Source organism: Acetobacter papayae JCM 25143 (genome assembly GCF_000613285.1).
Lineage (GTDB): Bacteria > Pseudomonadota > Alphaproteobacteria > Acetobacterales > Acetobacteraceae > Acetobacter > Acetobacter papayae.
Genome location: NZ_BAIN01000029.1, coordinates 16,436 through 31,573 on the forward strand (window position 1 = coordinate 16,436; position 15,138 = coordinate 31,573).

15 protein-coding genes and 2 pseudogenes are annotated in these 15,138 nt (G+C 59.0%); 10 read left to right on the forward strand and 7 right to left on the reverse strand.

Going from position 1 to position 15,138, the window contains the following annotated elements; translation table 11 throughout:
- Nucleotides 1-77 precede the first annotated feature (77 nt).
- From JCM25143_RS08575 to JCM25143_RS08590, 4 genes are read left to right on the forward strand one after another with little or no spacing between them, the layout of a single operon-like run.
- Nucleotides 78-353: an AbrB/MazE/SpoVT family DNA-binding domain-containing protein gene (locus JCM25143_RS08575; protein WP_025860796.1), complete on the forward strand. Its 276-nt coding sequence runs from the start codon at nt 78-80 to the stop codon at nt 351-353.
- The gene (locus JCM25143_RS08580) at nt 350-781 is read left to right on the forward strand and encodes a type II toxin-antitoxin system VapC family toxin (protein WP_025860797.1); all 432 of its coding nucleotides are present in this window, start codon (nt 350-352) and stop codon (nt 779-781) included. Before JCM25143_RS08575 ends, JCM25143_RS08580 begins: the two co-directional genes overlap by 4 nt.
- Before the next feature lie 47 nt (nt 782-828).
- The gene (locus JCM25143_RS08585; RefSeq protein ID WP_025860798.1) at nt 829-1,113 is read left to right on the forward strand and encodes a BrnT family toxin; all 285 of its coding nucleotides are present in this window, start codon (nt 829-831) and stop codon (nt 1,111-1,113) included.
- Complete coding sequence (locus tag JCM25143_RS08590) at nt 1,097-1,360, forward strand: BrnA antitoxin family protein (protein ID WP_035370802.1); 264 nt, start codon at nt 1,097-1,099, stop codon at nt 1,358-1,360. Before JCM25143_RS08585 ends, JCM25143_RS08590 begins: the two co-directional genes overlap by 17 nt.
- Before the next feature lie 27 nt (nt 1,361-1,387).
- Here the strand turns inward: JCM25143_RS08590 and JCM25143_RS08595 are convergent, their stop codons facing one another.
- Together JCM25143_RS08595 and JCM25143_RS08600 are read right to left on the reverse strand one after the other, a co-directional pair.
- Nucleotides 1,388-1,831 (reverse strand): hypothetical protein, encoded by a 444-nt coding sequence (locus tag JCM25143_RS08595; RefSeq protein ID WP_148300064.1) that lies wholly within the window; start codon nt 1,829-1,831, stop codon nt 1,388-1,390.
- Nucleotides 1,828-2,817: a DsbC family protein gene (locus tag JCM25143_RS08600; RefSeq protein ID WP_148300065.1), complete on the reverse strand. Its 990-nt coding sequence runs from the start codon at nt 2,815-2,817 to the stop codon at nt 1,828-1,830. The genes JCM25143_RS08595 and JCM25143_RS08600 overlap by 4 nt, the downstream gene beginning before the upstream one ends.
- Before the next feature lie 129 nt (nt 2,818-2,946).
- Here JCM25143_RS08600 and JCM25143_RS08605 point away from each other — a divergent pair, with 129 nt between their 5' ends.
- The 3 genes from JCM25143_RS08605 (at nt 2,947) to repC (ending at nt 5,841) form a co-directional block, all read left to right on the forward strand.
- Nucleotides 2,947-3,420, forward strand: a complete 474-nt coding sequence (locus JCM25143_RS08605; RefSeq protein ID WP_025860803.1) for an SH3 domain-containing protein — start codon at nt 2,947-2,949, stop codon at nt 3,418-3,420.
- Nucleotides 3,417-4,154, forward strand: a complete 738-nt coding sequence (locus tag JCM25143_RS08610; RefSeq protein WP_025860804.1) for a transglycosylase SLT domain-containing protein — start codon at nt 3,417-3,419, stop codon at nt 4,152-4,154. The genes JCM25143_RS08605 and JCM25143_RS08610 overlap by 4 nt, the downstream gene beginning before the upstream one ends.
- A gap of 394 nt (nt 4,155-4,548) precedes the next feature.
- Nucleotides 4,549-5,841 (forward strand): replication initiation protein RepC, encoded by a 1,293-nt coding sequence (gene repC / locus JCM25143_RS08615; protein WP_025860805.1) that lies wholly within the window; start codon nt 4,549-4,551, stop codon nt 5,839-5,841.
- Nucleotides 5,842-5,949: 108 nt separating this feature from the next.
- Here the strand turns inward: repC and JCM25143_RS08620 are convergent, their stop codons facing one another.
- Nucleotides 5,950-7,032 carry an IS5 family transposase gene (locus JCM25143_RS08620; RefSeq protein ID WP_199897852.1) on the reverse strand — a complete coding sequence of 361 codons (1,083 nt, stop codon included), beginning with the start codon at nt 7,030-7,032 and terminating at the stop codon, nt 5,950-5,952.
- A 141-nt stretch (nt 7,033-7,173) separates the two neighbouring features.
- Complete coding sequence (locus JCM25143_RS08625) at nt 7,174-7,407, reverse strand: hypothetical protein (protein ID WP_025860807.1); 234 nt, start codon at nt 7,405-7,407, stop codon at nt 7,174-7,176.
- 264 nt (nt 7,408-7,671) lie between these two features.
- On the opposite strand from JCM25143_RS08625, the pseudogene JCM25143_RS21980 reads away from it, so the two are divergent.
- The 3 genes and pseudogenes from JCM25143_RS21980 to JCM25143_RS18120 all read left to right on the forward strand — a co-directional run.
- Nucleotides 7,672-8,278: pseudogene (locus JCM25143_RS21980) on the forward strand (transposase); the annotation flags it as partial.
- Nucleotides 8,279-8,486: 208 nt separating this feature from the next.
- Nucleotides 8,487-9,647, forward strand: coding sequence for an OprO/OprP family phosphate-selective porin (locus tag JCM25143_RS08640; protein WP_035370819.1), 1,161 nt, complete (start codon nt 8,487-8,489; stop codon nt 9,645-9,647).
- A 189-nt stretch (nt 9,648-9,836) separates the two neighbouring features.
- Nucleotides 9,837-10,331 (forward strand): MucR family transcriptional regulator, encoded by a 495-nt coding sequence (locus JCM25143_RS18120; protein ID WP_025860812.1) that lies wholly within the window; start codon nt 9,837-9,839, stop codon nt 10,329-10,331.
- A 4-nt stretch (nt 10,332-10,335) separates the two neighbouring features.
- On the opposite strand, the gene JCM25143_RS08650 is transcribed toward JCM25143_RS18120, so the two are convergent.
- From JCM25143_RS08650 to JCM25143_RS25200, 3 genes and pseudogenes are all read right to left on the reverse strand, one after another.
- The gene (locus JCM25143_RS08650; protein WP_234395136.1) at nt 10,336-13,746 is read right to left on the reverse strand and encodes an error-prone DNA polymerase; all 3,411 of its coding nucleotides are present in this window, start codon (nt 13,744-13,746) and stop codon (nt 10,336-10,338) included.
- Complete coding sequence (locus JCM25143_RS18125; RefSeq protein ID WP_051543109.1) at nt 13,733-14,668, reverse strand: DinB/UmuC family translesion DNA polymerase; 936 nt, start codon at nt 14,666-14,668, stop codon at nt 13,733-13,735. Before JCM25143_RS18125 ends, JCM25143_RS08650 begins: the two co-directional genes overlap by 14 nt.
- A 275-nt stretch (nt 14,669-14,943) precedes the next feature.
- A pseudogene (locus JCM25143_RS25200) lies at nt 14,944-15,081 on the reverse strand (hypothetical protein); the annotation flags it as partial.
- Between the last annotated feature and the right edge of the window lie 57 nt (nt 15,082-15,138).

Below are 15,138 nucleotides of genomic sequence, written 5' to 3' on the forward strand. Positions count from 1 at the left end.
ATCATCACCTTTTCAGTTTGTTCTGGAAATTTCGGCCCGTTACATATACAAGATGGCATATACAAGGAGGCTCATCCATGACAATGCCATCCCCTTCTTCATCACCGCCGAGAGAAGTCAGGTTATTTCGCAACAACCGCAGCCAGGCGGTGCGGATTCCTGTTGAGTTCGAGTTGCCGGGAGACCGAGCGCTGATCAGGCGTGAAGGCAACCGGCTCATTATCGAACCGACCGAACGGCCTACAACAGTGGCCGAGCTCTTGGCTCAATGGAAGTCCGAAGGGCCATTGGGGGCGGATGACCAGTTCCCCGCTATTGAAGACCAGACAGCCAGCCCGGAGGATATCTTTTGAACGGATATCTTCTGGATACGAACATCATCAGCGATCTGATCCGCAATCCTGCCGGGCTTGCAGCGCATCGTATCGAAAAAGAAAACCCGAAGACAGTCTTCACCAGCGTGATCGTAGCGGCGGAGCTACGTTATGGCTGCGCGAAGAAAGGGTCTGCCAGACTGCTTGAACGGGTGGAGAGCGTTCTGGGTATTATTCCTGTCCTGCCGCTGGATGTGCCTGTGGCCGGCGAATACGGAGGCATCCGAGCAGAGTTTGAGGCGGAAGAACAGCCAATCGGCCTGAATAATCTGCTGATTGCGGCTCAGGCTTACTCGCTCAACCTCACTCTGGTCACGGCCAACCCCCGTGAGTTCGGCCGCATCCGAGGCCTGAAGGTCGAAAACTGGCTGGAAGCAGCGCCTCGTGCCAGAGCAAGAAAAAGTTAGCCATAAATGACGTTGCATTTGTGTAGGCAAATGTCTATTTTTTGCACATGAAGATTGCGGGTTTCGACTGGGATGACGGCAACTGGCCGAAATGTGGCAAGCATGGCGTCTCCCGCGCCGAAATCGAGCAGGTACTGTTGGGGGAACCTGCCGTCATGGCTGACCCTCATCCCGGTGAGCCTAGGATGAGGGCTATTGGCAGGACTGAAGCCGGCCGTCACGTCTTTCTGGTCTTCATGTTCAGGAGCGTCAGCAGTCAGACCCGGTTACGTCCCATCAGTGCCCGCTACATGCATCAGAAGGAGATCGACCACTATGAGCAGGAAAAATAGGGCCATTCCCTCGCTGCACAGTGACAAGGCGGCCGAGGATTTTGTCGCCAGTGCTGATCTGACCCAGTATGATCTGTCCGGCTTCAAGCCCATGCGCTTTGAAATTGAGCCCAAGGCGGCTGCCCTCAACATGCGCCTGCCAGCGTCCCTGCTCGACGCTGTGAAAGCCAGAGCGAAGGCGAAGGGTATCCCTTACACACGCTATGTTCGGATGCTGCTCGAAACCGATGTCGCACAGGCACGCTGACAGATCTGCCGCGAGGCGCTAGGCCCCCTACCGGGGCCAGAGGTTCCCACCCCGCGCGATGAACGCTCTAAAACGCCCAGCCCCCCCAGTGCGGAGCATCCAGTTCGAGAAACTGATCCGCATGAACTCCGCTAGCAAAACCAGCAGGATGACCGTGAACTGCACGCTGGCGACACTCAGCAGCCGTGTTCCCTGATAGGCGCAGGACCAGATCCATACGCCCAGAGCGCCGACAAACAGCAGCAGACAGAGACGGCCGTTACGCCGTGTCGCCACCAGCGCCCTGATGGTGGCGGGATCCATAACGGGTGCCAGAGCCGTGTCGATCGCCGAGGCCTCGATGAACGCTTTCCGGTCTCTCAGATACTGTCGCCACAGGGACACGGAGCGCACGCCCCGCACGAATGGCAGATAAAGGGGAAAGGCCATCCATTTCCCCACCTTCAGTAAGGAGCGTGTCGAGCGCTTCATCGCCCCATCTCCCGGACCAGTTGCCCTATGTCGCGCGGTACGCCTTCGGTGACATGCGACACACCTGCCTTATCGCGCCAGATCAGCATAGGCGTTCCCCGAACGCCAATGGCATGAGCGACAGCCATATTACCCTGCAGGTGGAGAGCCGCATCATCCGTGCGGAGCATGTCGTCCGCGACATGGTGCAGGTCGATGATTTTGTGCCATGCGGCTTCCATCTCGTAGGGAACGACGGACAGCAGCGCTGTTGCGGCCGGAGTGCTTGCACCGCCATTTTCATGGTCGTTGATGGCGATGGGCAGCAGGGCGAGCTGGATGGCGCCGCGTGCGACAAACGGCTCCAGCTCGGCCAGCGCGCGGATAGACCACGGACAGAGCGGATCGATCACCATCGTCAGACGTGGCCGCCCGTCCTGTCCACTCAGCCCCAAACTCGCCTGACTGACCCGTTTTGCCAGTTCTGGCGACAGTGTCGCAGGGGCGGATGGAGTGGCCTGTCCGGGTGGTGTCGCACCGGGCTTTGTTCCGGTGAGTGTCACGGTGGGGATTGCACCCTTGATCGGGGCAATGGTGTCGCGCGTGACGTTGTGCCCGTCCTGCTCCCACAGAACGCCCCCAATCAGGGCCTGTCCGTCCGGTGTCAGATAGAACACCCGGAAGATGTCGCCATTGACGGCATACACGCCCTGAAGGCCGTGATTCATGGCCCGGTTTCCAATCTCATAGACTGTCGCCCCCGTGCTGGTGATACGCCGGAGTGCAGGACTGGCGGCGATTTCTCCAGCCGGGATGAGTCTGGGCGTGGGCACGCTCGGCGTTGGACGCAGGATCGGGCCGCCGGCCGGTGCAGGGGCTGGCACTGACGCGGGCAGAGGCGGTGTCGCCTCCACAGGCGGCGGGGACGGGCATTGCTGGGCCTGCGCCAGCATGGGGAGAGCCACAAGGGTGGTGGCCATCAGAAGTGCGTATCGGGATTGTCGCATAGGGGTCTCCTTCTCTCCCCATCATGCGCCAAAGCGTTGTGACGCCCTTTGGAACAAAAGGCGAACGAAGGGCGTCACAACGGTCTGAGGCATACTGGGGAGAGACCAACACGGCAAAGGAGCCACCCCGTGTCGCCCAGATCCATACTGACTGTTACCCTGCTGGCCGGTAGCCTGTTTGCAGGCGCTGCCCATGCGCAGGACGTATCGCCCGAAGAACTCGACCGGCTGTCCGCTGAACGGCAGGAAGCCATCGGCCCACGCGACTGGGGGCCGCCTGTCGCAGTAGCGCCTGAAGCGCCATTAGTGCCGTTGGGCGGGCATGTCACCTGCATGTCGCCCCGCATGGAATACGAACCGGTCTATGCCGGCCCGGGCACCGAGACGAAGCAGGTTGGTGTCGCTCCCTCCCAGCTGGCTGTCACCACGACGACCTCGGGCGGTTGGACACGCATCCTGCGCGCTTATGGCAAGGCAGCATGGATCCCGACAGAGGATCTGCAACCCTGGACGTCGACAACCGCCTCACCGGGGACACGCTGCACGGTGGCGGGCATGCGGCCCTCTGATGGCATGATCCTGTTCTCCTATCCCGGCTCATGAGCAGGAACGCCTCTCTGGCCCGCATCTGCGGGCTCGGACTTCTGGCCGTGTGGAGTGTCACACGGCCGGGTGTCGCACAGGTGCCCGCGCAGATCGTGCCGAGCGTCGAGGAGACCGGTGCGCCCACCTTCACCTTCCCGGGGGCAGAGTCCTCATCCTCAACGGGCACAGGGACATCGAGCAGCACGTCGAGCTACTCAGGGGCGTGGGGCAGTAGCGACGCGATGTCGACACTGCTGTCGCAGTCCTATGGCGCGGATGCTGTCGCCGCGGCGAAGGCGGCGGGGATCAACCCCGACACACTGGCGGCGTTCGGGCAGATCGAAAGCCATTTCCAGAACACGGGCAACAGTTCGTCCTCAGCCAAGGGCGTCTGGCAGATCACCAATGGCACATGGAACGAATATGCCTCCAAGCTGGGCCTGAGCAGCGCTGATCGTAATGATCCGACCGCACAGGCAAAAGTCGCGAGTGCGATCATCAGCTCCTATGCCAGCTCCGTTTCCAAATCCACGGGCAAGGCCGCGACATCGGCGCAGGTCTATGCCGCCTATATGTTCGGGACATCGGCCGGATCCAAGATTGCCACCGCAACCAGCAGCACGCCGCTGAGCAGTCTCGTGTCCAGTTCGTCGCTGGCCGCCAACAACATGAGTGGCTGGACGGTTGGACAGTATCTCTCAACCGTCTCCACCCGTATGGGCAGCGGCGCATCCGAGACAGTGACCGGATGAGAACAAAAGTGGAAAAGTTGCGCCATTTTGGACACAAAAACCGCGAAAAAACAGTGATTTACACGACATTTTTGCGTTTTTTGATCTTGTCTGAAACCCTGTACACGGGCAGGTTGAACGGCAGACAGGACGCGTGCCATGCCGCGAGTCCGAGCCACCCCATTCGAGGCCCGCCGATGACGTAGCCACAAAAAGGAAAACCCTGCCTCTCCCGGTCTGCAAACCGGAAAAGCCAGGGCACCTGTAACGAACCATAAGCTATAGGGGAAAAGATTGCCCTTTCCCTATAGCCAGCTTCCGCTCGAAACGCAAGCATATTGCGAACGGGGAAGGTTTGCCCGGGTGCCTATGCCGAGAGGTCTGTCATGACCCATAGCACTGGACCTTTTGAGCTGTGCCCCAGACGCATAATGATGCCCTCTGCCCGATCCGCAGACGGGGAAAACGTACCCTCACGCCGGCCATGCTGCAGGCGCGGGATGAGCTGCTCGACCCGCCACCGGCTTATCCGGAGAAATACGCCGTCCTGAATACACTCAGGGCGCTGCCGCGTTCCTTTCCGTTGACGCGCACCGCGCGTGGGCTGCTGGAGCGTATGGTGGAGAAGACCCGGCCGGAGAGCTGGGACGCGCTGGAGACGCCCTTCATCTACGCCCACAACGCGACCCTGATGGGATGGACAGGCCTGTCGCTCAGTGCGCTGAGACGGGCGGTGCGGGAGCTGGCCGAGGCGGGGATGCTCGTACCCTGCGACGGACGGAACGGGCAGAGGGGACGGCGCTGGCAGGGGCAGGATGGGATGTCGCAGGTTGGGTTCAGTCTGGCCTCGCTGCGCTACCGGTGGCCAGCGTTACAGACAGAACTGGAATCCGGCCGACGGCAGCGCGCGGAAGTCGCGTTTCTGCGTGACGCTATTGCAGATCTGAACGAACAGGTGCGTGTGGAGGCCGAGCGGCTGGGTGATGAGGCGACAGCCCTTGAGGCGGCCCGCGTGATGCGTCTGCGGCGAGGCACGGATCTGATCGAGACGCTGATCGGCTATCACGACACCATGAAAGCGCTCTGGGCGCGCGTTCAGCCTGTGGAAAACCCTGCGGAAAACAGCCCCATCAAGGCGCCGAAATCTGCGCAGTGTACCCCTGAAATGGCACCCATGGATGTTCAATCTGGCACCCACTATACAGAGAGAAACAACAAAAAACCTAAAGAGGTTGTTGTAGTAGCGCCCGATGGGCGCAATCGCATTGAGATAATGCGGCGTGAGGGGCAGGTGTTTCCCTCTGAACCATCCGAGGGGCTGGAAGCGTCCATCCTGCGGGGCTTCCCCGGCACCAGCACGTTTTTCCTGACGGTGTGTCCGGCTTTGCGAGATCTTTGTGCTTCAGCGACACCCGATCGTGCCCAGCTTGGTGACGCGGCCGAACTGCTGTCGGGCCAGATCGGTATCGGCTACCAGTCGTGGAAAACCGGCTGCATCGCTCTGGGACGGTTCGAGGCGGCGGTCGCGGTGATCGTCATGGCGACACGCAAGGACCAGGGCGAACAGATCCGCCACCCCGATGCGTATTTCCGGGCACTGGTTGAACGCGGTGTGCGCGGAACACTCCATCTCGACCGCAGCCTTTACGCCCTGAAGGACACGCTGGCCCAGGCCGTGCCGCACGTGGAGGTATCGAAGAACCCTTGATTGATACGCTTGTCTGGTGATTTCAGGTTTTTGGTGATTTGGCTGATGGTTCTTTGGGCAGAATTCGCTCTGCGTTTTGAGCAGATCGGGGGCTGCCACCCTGGATGATTACGCGCTCGCGCTCAATCTTTCGAGGAAGAGGAAGCGGCGCATGTTGTAGACGATATTGGCCAGGCCGATCCTCATGGTGGCCCGGGTGATACCGACAGTTCGGACGAACAGACCCATTTGCGATTTCTGGTCAGCAAAGACATGCTCGACGCGGGATCGGATCACGGACTTTCCTGCATTGGACCGCTGGATATGGAGTGGCATGGGTTTGAGATGCGGCTTCTTCCTGTGAACCTTTGAGACAAAGCCCTGCTTTTCCATAAAGTCTGCATTGGCTTTTGAGCGATAGGCCGTGTCAGCCCAGACACTTGAGGCCGTATTGGTTTTATCCAACAGCCCCTCACGCAATCGCGCGCCATCACTGGCGGCGGCATCTGTCGTCTTCCATTTGCGGATGAACCGGAATTTCCGATCAATGGAGACGTGTGACTTGTAGCCAAAGAACGGGATGGCCAGATCCGTTGCGGGCATACTCCCGTCATCCTGTCGCTTCGCTTTGGTAAATTTAAGTGTCCATCGTGCATGCCTGTCCTTGTGGGACAGTTTGGATGGCTTGTTCTGCCAGTCCTGTGGGATCCGTCCTTCCCGCAGTGCTGTCTTTTCATCGTTGGTGTTGCGCTGCTTTGGCGCGGCCACCAGCGTTGCGTCCAGGATCTGGCCAGACATCGGCAGATAGCCCGCATTGCGCAGGGTCACGTCAAATCGGTCAAACAGTCTTTCAATTGCGCTCGCCTGGGTCAGGCGTTTTTGGCACAGCCAGAGTGTTTTGGCGTCCGGCACCCGATCTGAAAGCCCCAGACCAAGGAAACGCATGAAGGAAAGGCGGTCGTTGATCAGATATTCCGTCCGTTCATCAGACAAGTTGTTCAACGTCTGGATCACCAGGATCTTGAACATCAACACGGGATCAAATGGCGGTCGTCCGCCCTTGTTTCTATCAGAATACGCCAGGGTCTTGTCCAGATCAGGACGGAACGTTTCAAAATCCACAGTCCGGGAAAACGCTTCGAGCTGATCACCGAGCACGCTCAGCCGGGCACGCCGCTTTTCAACGTCAAACAAACCGGCCTGCTTCAGCATCTACCTCGCAATCGAAGTGGAAGATATATAACTACCGAGAAATTCACAAACCAGAGGATTTTTCAACCTCTCCATGTTCATATAATGTCGGTATAATAACTAATATATAATAAAATATGACTATAATAGAGTTTTATATTGTCAATTTTTCTTCAAAGATAGAAAATGCGCACTGCCAATGGTGAACATTTTCTTTCCTATTTCTATAAAATCACCTTCCTTCCAACTTCTCGTGCGACTAATCGAAAATCCAACTGCATAAGCAGCGCCGACGAGATAGTTTTCTAACTGCTCCAGACTATCGGCCTGATAAAAGCACTGCTCAGCTATCTGCTTGGCAATATGCTCTATATCAATAGTAATTCTAACCTTCATCTCACCATCTTATCGTCGTTCACAATAGAAAATTTACTACATCATTCTATGATGCGCAAATTTCATCTGAACTTTCTCAACGCTTGTTGCCGTTTAACATATTAGGCAAATAAATTACAATATTTTTAAAATCACTTTATTTTTTATAATTTAATTTAGATTCTTTTTCTGTTGCGGCATGTCATCAGTTAAGTAGAAACATATGGCCCCTATTTTTCGGACGGAGCGATAAGTTATCATTCCGCCTGAACGAGGACGGGTTTTATGGGTAAGGTTACGCGCAAGAGGTATGGGGCGGAGTTCAAATCGCGGGTTGCTCTAGAAGCAGGATCCGTGGGGAACTGATGTTGGCAAAACTGGCGTCGAAACATGGTATGCATCAGACGATGATCGCTCAATGGAAACAGCAGGCGATCGAAGGAATGCGAGGGACCTTCTCCGGGAAGACGGTTGCCGAACTCTGGGTCAACCCTACCGATGTGGAGAAACTGCACGCGAAGATAGGCGAACGGCTCGTGGAATGGGATTTTTGACGTGATGCCTCAACCGGTTGGCCGTGTACTATCGGTCTGTGCTACAGAGCGAGGCCAATCTGGTGTTGATGCGGCTGATCGACACCCAGTTCCTGAAAACACCGTATTATGGCTCACGGCATATGACATGGTTTCTCCGGCGCTTGGGACATGAAGTCGGTCGCAAGCGGAGCTGGCGGCTCATCGCGATCATGGACCGGTTCACCCGCAAGGTTCTGTCTTGGCGTCTATTCACTACGATGGACGTGAAATTCTGTATCAAGGCGCTACAGAATGCCCTGACGCTTTATGGCGCATCGGAAATTTTCAATACTGACCAAGGCTCGCAATTGCGGACAAGGGCGACGTGTCAAACGTCTTTCGTGAACGGATATGGGAACCCTACCAACCATTCCTACGAAACGATGCGATGAGGATGTCGCCTGTCCCAAATGGGACAGGCAGTGTCGTCATCTCGTGTAAAGCCTCTGCTCTATGTTGCGTACGAAGGAAGTCCCATTCTTGTTTAATCAGATTCTAGCGGGGATAGCGGTTGCTTTGTCAGTCTTGTTATCCTTCACCGTAGCGCAAGCCCAAAATGTTCCCGCAATCAAACTAAACGGTATTATCATCCACCCCTATGTTACTGATCAACTTGACGTCGGGGGTTTTGTCAATGCAGCACCCACTCATGTGGGCACCGGTGCGCGCGCAGCGCGTCTACGTAATGGCGTACGCATCAATATTCGCAAACAGGTTGAAATCGGAGCGATCTGGGATTTCGGTCCTGCCCCTAATGGTCCAATGCGCCTGTTCGAGGGGCAGGCTTCCTATATTGGGTTAAAGCATTTTGTTTTCACCGCAGGAATTTTTAAGCCTAGCTTTGGGTTGGAATCCATGCAGGCACAAGGTGACACGATGTTTGTCGAACGTTCCAGTATTTCCACAATTACCCGTAATCTTGCTGCGGGTATTGAGCGGCAGGCAGTTCAAGCCGAAGTATATGGTAACCGATATCACTTTGCTGTTTCGGCCACGGCGGGAACAGCCGGTCCAAGCGAAAATGGAAACCAACGTGGCATGGCCTTCCGCCTTGTCGGTTTGCCGGTTAAAAGCCATTCTTTATTGCTTCACTTGGGCATATCGGGGGAGTGGGTTTTCCGACCAGCTTCCGCTCGAAATGAAGCTCCAGCTCTAACTTTGTCGGATGACCCCGAGCTTAACCCGGGCACGGTATCAAAATACCTTGATACTGGAAAGATTGCCGCACGTAGTGCTGGAGCATTTGGCGTTGAAGGCGCGGTTGCATGGAAAAAGCTGTTTTTTCAGGGGGAGGCCTATGATATTCTCATCAATAGCAGCATGGGCTCAGACTTCCAAAAAATGAATTTTCATGGCTGGTACGGACAGTTAGGGTACACCATAAACGGCTCTCCCCGGGCATGGAAAGCACGATCCGCAGCCTTTTCCTCCCCCTCTTGCAACACGAACCAAACGGTGCTGTGCAACGGTTACGGCGTTCTTGAGGTTGCTGCGCGTTATTCTGAAGTCGATCTTCAGGCTGGACAGGTGGAGGGTGGAAACCAGCAGACGGGGACGCTTGTTATGAACTGGTGGCCCACGTCCATCCTCCGCATGACGTTGCAATATGAGTATGGGCAAATTACCGGTGGAAATAATCCAGAGCGCTTTCACGCTATAATGTCGTTGTTTCAAGTAAAGTTTTGAATACTTGCTGTTTTCTACGCAACCCATGCACCACCTGTTACGCTGCTTCTCCAGTAGCGTTGATCATGAATGTCCTTTTTATAATCGACGACTCTGACGGGATGCCTTTCAAAAACCACGGAATCCTGCCAGAGACCCTGCCTTCTGCTCACGCGCCCAGCGCCAGATGTTCAGGGAATCCTCCACCTCATGTCCACCAGCACCGACCGGCCGACACCCGACGATCTCAAACGGATGACGGCCACAATCGTCAAAGCCTTTCTTGCCGGAAACCCGCTGGAGGCGAGTAAACTGCCCGCTTTGATCAAGCAGGTTTATCGTTCATTAGAGGAAGCGCACATCCCGCTGGAGGAACCGGAACCTGAAATCCCGGCTGTGCCAATAGAAGAATCTGTTTACCACAATTATATTATCTGTCTTGAAGATGGCCGGCGTCTGAAGCTCCTGAAGAGCCATCTCAAACGAATATACGGCATGACGCCTGAGCAATACCGGGAAAAATGGGGGCTGCCGCCAGATTATCCGATGGTGCCGCAGGCCTATGCGGATAGATGCGCAGCTAACGAGTACAAACGGAAGCACGGGCGCAGCATGCCGATCCGGCGCAAGAAAGACCCAAACCAAGCGCCTATCCTGAAGGGCGTACTGCCCAAATCCAACCGAAAGCGTAAGCGACCGGAGTGACGGCTTAGCGGAAATCCCGTGATCTGGTTTCGAGGTCGCGGCCGGTGGCCTCGCCCAGACGGGAAAGCATGGGTTGCAAGTCCTCGACAAAGCGCACGACCAGATGGATCACGTCGCCTTCGCGCTGGAGGCGGCCGTGGGCTGCGATAAAGCCTGATCCCACGACAATGGCTCTCTGTGCGGCAATGCGGTCTTTCCACAGGACGAGATTGGCCGTGCCGGTTTCGTCTTCGATCGTCATGAACATCACCCCTTTGGCGGTGGATGGCCGCTGGCGCATCAGCACCAACCCCGCGACCCGGACGAACGCGCCATCAAGGGCCTGCGTGAGATCGGCGATAGGGGTGATCTCCTGTCGCGCCAGGGTGTCGCGCAGGAAGCTGACCGGGTGGGCACGCAGGCTCAGCCCTGTCGCATGGTAATCTTCGACGACTGCACTCCCGGCCGCGATTTCGGGCAGGTTCGGATCTGGCTCCCAGAGTTCGGGTGTCGGTGCGTTCCGCCCCCGATCGGCGGCTTCGAACAGCGGCAGCGGGGCCGCACCAAATCCCTTGAGCGTCCACAAAGCCTGTCGCCTGTCTGCCCCCAGTGCGCGAAAGGCATCCGCTTCGGCGAGTTTTTCCAAAAGGCTCAGAGGCACATCCGAACGTCGCCAGACATCATCCAGACTGTCATATCCCGCCCCACGGGCGAGGATCAGCCGGGCCATGGCATCACAGGACAGACCCGACACCAGCCGGAAACCCAGACGTACCGCCTGCCGTGAGCCATGGCGCGCGGTTTCCAGCGTGCAGTCCCATCGCGACGCATTGATACAGACCGGCCTGACTTCCACGCCATGCTCGCGTGCATCGCGCACGATCTGGGCCGGGGCATAAAACCCCATGGGTTGGCTGTTGAGCAGGGCGGCACAGAACACATCGGGGTAATGGCATTTGAGCCAGGCCGAGGCGTAGGCAATCAGCGCGAAACTCGCCGCATGGCTTTCGGGAAAACCATACGCGCCGAAGCCTTCCAGTTGTGTCCAAATTCGCGCAGCGAACGCCGGATCGTAACCGTTGCCAATCATCCCGCTCAGCAGCCGCTCTTTCATGTGGTGAACACCGCCCGTGGAGCGAAAGGTTCCCATGGAGCGCCGGAGCTGGTCCGCTTCACCCCCTGTAAAGCCCGCGCAATGCACGGCCACCTGCATCGCCTGCTCCTGAAACAGCGGGATGCCGAGTGTCTTGCCCAGAATACGCTGCAGGGCAGGGCTCGGGCAGTCGGGGGCTTCTTCGCCTGCCCGGCGCCGCAGATAGGGGTGCACCATATCGCCGGTAATGGGGCCGGGCCGCACGATGGCGACCTGCACGACCAGATCGTAGAAGGTGGCGGGCTTTGTGCGTGGCAACATGGCCATCTGCGCGCGGCTCTCGATCTGGAACGTTCCCAGCGTATCCGCCCGGGCGATCATCTGATAGGTCGCCCGGTCTTCAGGCGGGATGGCCGTCATGTCGAGCGTGCGGTGATAGCACGACTGGATGAGTTCAAAACAGCGCCGCAGACAGCCGAGCATACCCAGACCGAGCACATCGACCTTCATCATCCGCATCCGGTCGATGTCGTCCTTGTCCCAGACCAGGGTCTGGCGTTCCGCCATGGCGGCGGGGCGCACGGGCACCAGCTCATCGAGCCGGTCGGCGGTTAGCACAAACCCGCCGGGATGGGTGCCATACTGGCGCGGAAATCCCACCAGCTGGCGGGCAAGCTGCAAGACCATGCCAAGCCGCTGGTCATCAGCGGACAGGCCGATCTGCCCGAGCCGTTCGGCAAGCAGTGCATCATCATGCAGGACAGTGGCCAGATGTTTCGACATCTGGCCCAGAAGATCCTCTGGCAGACCGAATGCCCTGCCGACTTCCCGCAGCGCCCCTTTAGGCTGAAAACGCATAAGGGTGGCGCACAGGGCCGCATGGGAGCGGCCATAGCGCCGATAGATCCACTGGATTACTTCTTCGCGCCGGTCAGCTTCGAAATCCACATCGATGTCGGGCGGCTCCTGCCGCTCTTCGGAGACAAAGCGTTCGAAAAGCAGGCCCGAGCGGACAGGATCAATGGCGGTGATCCCCAGCACGTAACAAATGGCGGAATTGGCCGCCGATCCACGTCCCTGGCACAGGATTCCGCGTGAGCGGGCATAGGCGACAATGGTGTTCACCGTCAGGAAATAGGGCGCGTAGTCAAGACGCGCGATCATGGCGAGTTCATGATCGAGCTGCTGGCGCACATCGGCTGGTGTGCCGGTTGGATAGCGATGAGGCACACCCGCCTGAACAAGGCGTGTCAGAACCGCCTGTGGCGTTTCTCCACTCCCTTCGGTCTCATCGGGATACTGGTAGCGCAGATCCTCCAGCGAGAAACGGCAGGCGGCGGCGATCTCCTGACTGCGGCCCAGCGCTTCCTCATAGCCGGGGAACAGGGCGCGGATCTCGCCCGGGCCGCGCAGGTGGCGCGAGAGATGCCGGGTGCGTTCCGCGCCCAGGGTGTCGAGGGTGCGATGGCACCGAATAGCCGTCATCACGTCATGGAGGTTCTGTCGTGACGGGTCATGCCACAGCACATCCCCTGTGACGACAGGATGCGCGCCATTTTGGACACAAAGCTGGGCAATCCATGCCAGCCGCTCGCTGTCATGTGCCTCAAAGCGGCGTGTGAGTGCTACATAGGCCGGGCCGTCGTCTTTCTGGCGGGCTAGTTCTGCCAGACGTTCGATGTCGCCCGGCAGGCGCTGGTCATCGGTGGGAAGCAGAATCAGGATCAGAGCCTGTGCTTCACGCGTCAGATCCTGCCAGCGGAGCTGGAACGCATCATGTGGGCCACGCCGCGCGCCCAGCGTGAGCAGACGGCACAGCGATGCCCAGCCAGCCCGATCCCGTGGATAGGCGAGCAGGCTCGCACCCTCTTCCAGCTCCAGTCGCGCTCCCGGAATAAGGCGCAGACCGTGTTCCGTGGCCGCGTCATGGGCGCGCACCAGTCCAGCCACCGAATTGTAATCGGTGACGCCCAGTGCCGTGTATCCCAGCGCACTGGCCTGTTGCATCAGCTCATCGGGATGGCTGGCGCCCCGCAGGAACGAGAAACAGGTCGCGACCTGCAGCTCGACATAGCCTGTCTCACTCACGCGGGTCTCAGCCGGGTGCGGATGGGCTGAAGCCGTATGGCTGGTGGCGTCCTGCACACGACACAGGACAAAGCCACAGCGTTCAAGATGGGCGACCAGCCGTTCAGCCACCAGACGGGCCATCAGCTCGTCCGCGTCATGCACACGGCGGCGGCCGTCATGGCAAAGCGCGTGCATGACGGCATCCGCGATGTCATCTGTACGGGCCGGGCGCAGGCCGGGGAGGTCAGACGGGCGCGCATCAGAAAAGCCCATGCAGGAACCATGCGGCCTGCCCTATCACTGGCCCCGCGCCATCATGGGTGGTGAACAGCCAGAAGCGTTCGCCCTCAAGGGTCTCGGCCACCCAGTAATCACGCGCGCAGGCTCCCTGAGGATCATGCCACCAGTCGCTCCAGACCCGTTCCGGCCCGATCAGCCCGTGAACCATGTGGCGGGTGCGCCCCCACAGGAAGGCTTTGGGGGCGCCATCCGGCCAGAAGGCCCTGACGGTGATGGGGCAGGGAGTTGGGAGCAGCCGGGATGGCCTTGGCCCATGGGAATAGGATGGGGAGTGCTCATCGAGCCTCTGCACGCACTCACCGCCCGTATAGGCCTGCTCGCGTTCGGGGAACTGGCTGGCACCAGTCTGCAGGCGTGAGAGGCTTTGAATTCCGACCCGGCCCACCAGACGCTCAAGGAGGGCGGGCAAGCCTGCAGGATCGGTGGCAGGCGTAAGCCAATCCCGGTTGGTCGGGGCGTCCAGAGGGGCGGTTTCTGTTGCACTCAGGGTAAAAGCCTCAATCCCGAAGCCCGGTTCGATGGTGTCGATCCGTTCGCCCAGCAGCCGGTTCAGGCGGACAGGATCGGCACTGGCGTTCGACAGTCCGAGCTGAAGGCTCTGTGTCGTGCCATCGACCCGCATGCACTGCACCAGCAGCTGGCGGGCACCGTGGTTCCGGCGGGTCAGGGTTTCAGTCAGTTGATCCACGAGCTTTGCCAGAGCGCGGGCAATGGCCGGGGCTGTGCTGATCGGTTCGACCAGTGTGCCAGAGACGCGGAAGGCCTGCGGTTCTGCCCTGAAGGACAGAGGCTCAGGCAGACGTCCCATCGCCTGATCGAGCCGGTCGGGCAAAGCCTGCCCAAACCGCCGCGCCAGAGGGGCGCGGGGCCTGTCGAGAAGCTGGCCGACCTGCACAAGACCCAGACGGCGCAGGGTGTCCAGTGTTTCAGGCTCAAGCCGCAGGCTGGCCAGAGGCAGATCGCGCAGAGCGGTCGCCTGTCCCCCCGGGGGAATGAGGGTGAGGGGCTGGCGGCCGCTTCTGGCGACAGCCGCCGCCGTGGCTGCCGTATCCGCCAGTGCGATCCGCGCAGAATAACCGGCCCGCGCGAGGCGGGTAAGCAGGCGTTCAGCATCTGGTCCTCGCCTCCAAAAAGATGATCACAGCCGGTGGTCTCCACCCACACGCCATCCGTGCCATCTACGGCCGTAAGCGGCGACAGCCATTGGCACCACAGGGTGAGGGCTTCCAGCGCCGCCTGATCGGCGGCAGGCTCAGCCTGCGCTACATGCAGGTCAGGCTGCATGGCCCGGGCCTGCGCCAGCGGCATCCCGTAGCGGATCCCCAGCCTCAGGGCGATGGGATCGGCCGCCGTGACCACAAGCCG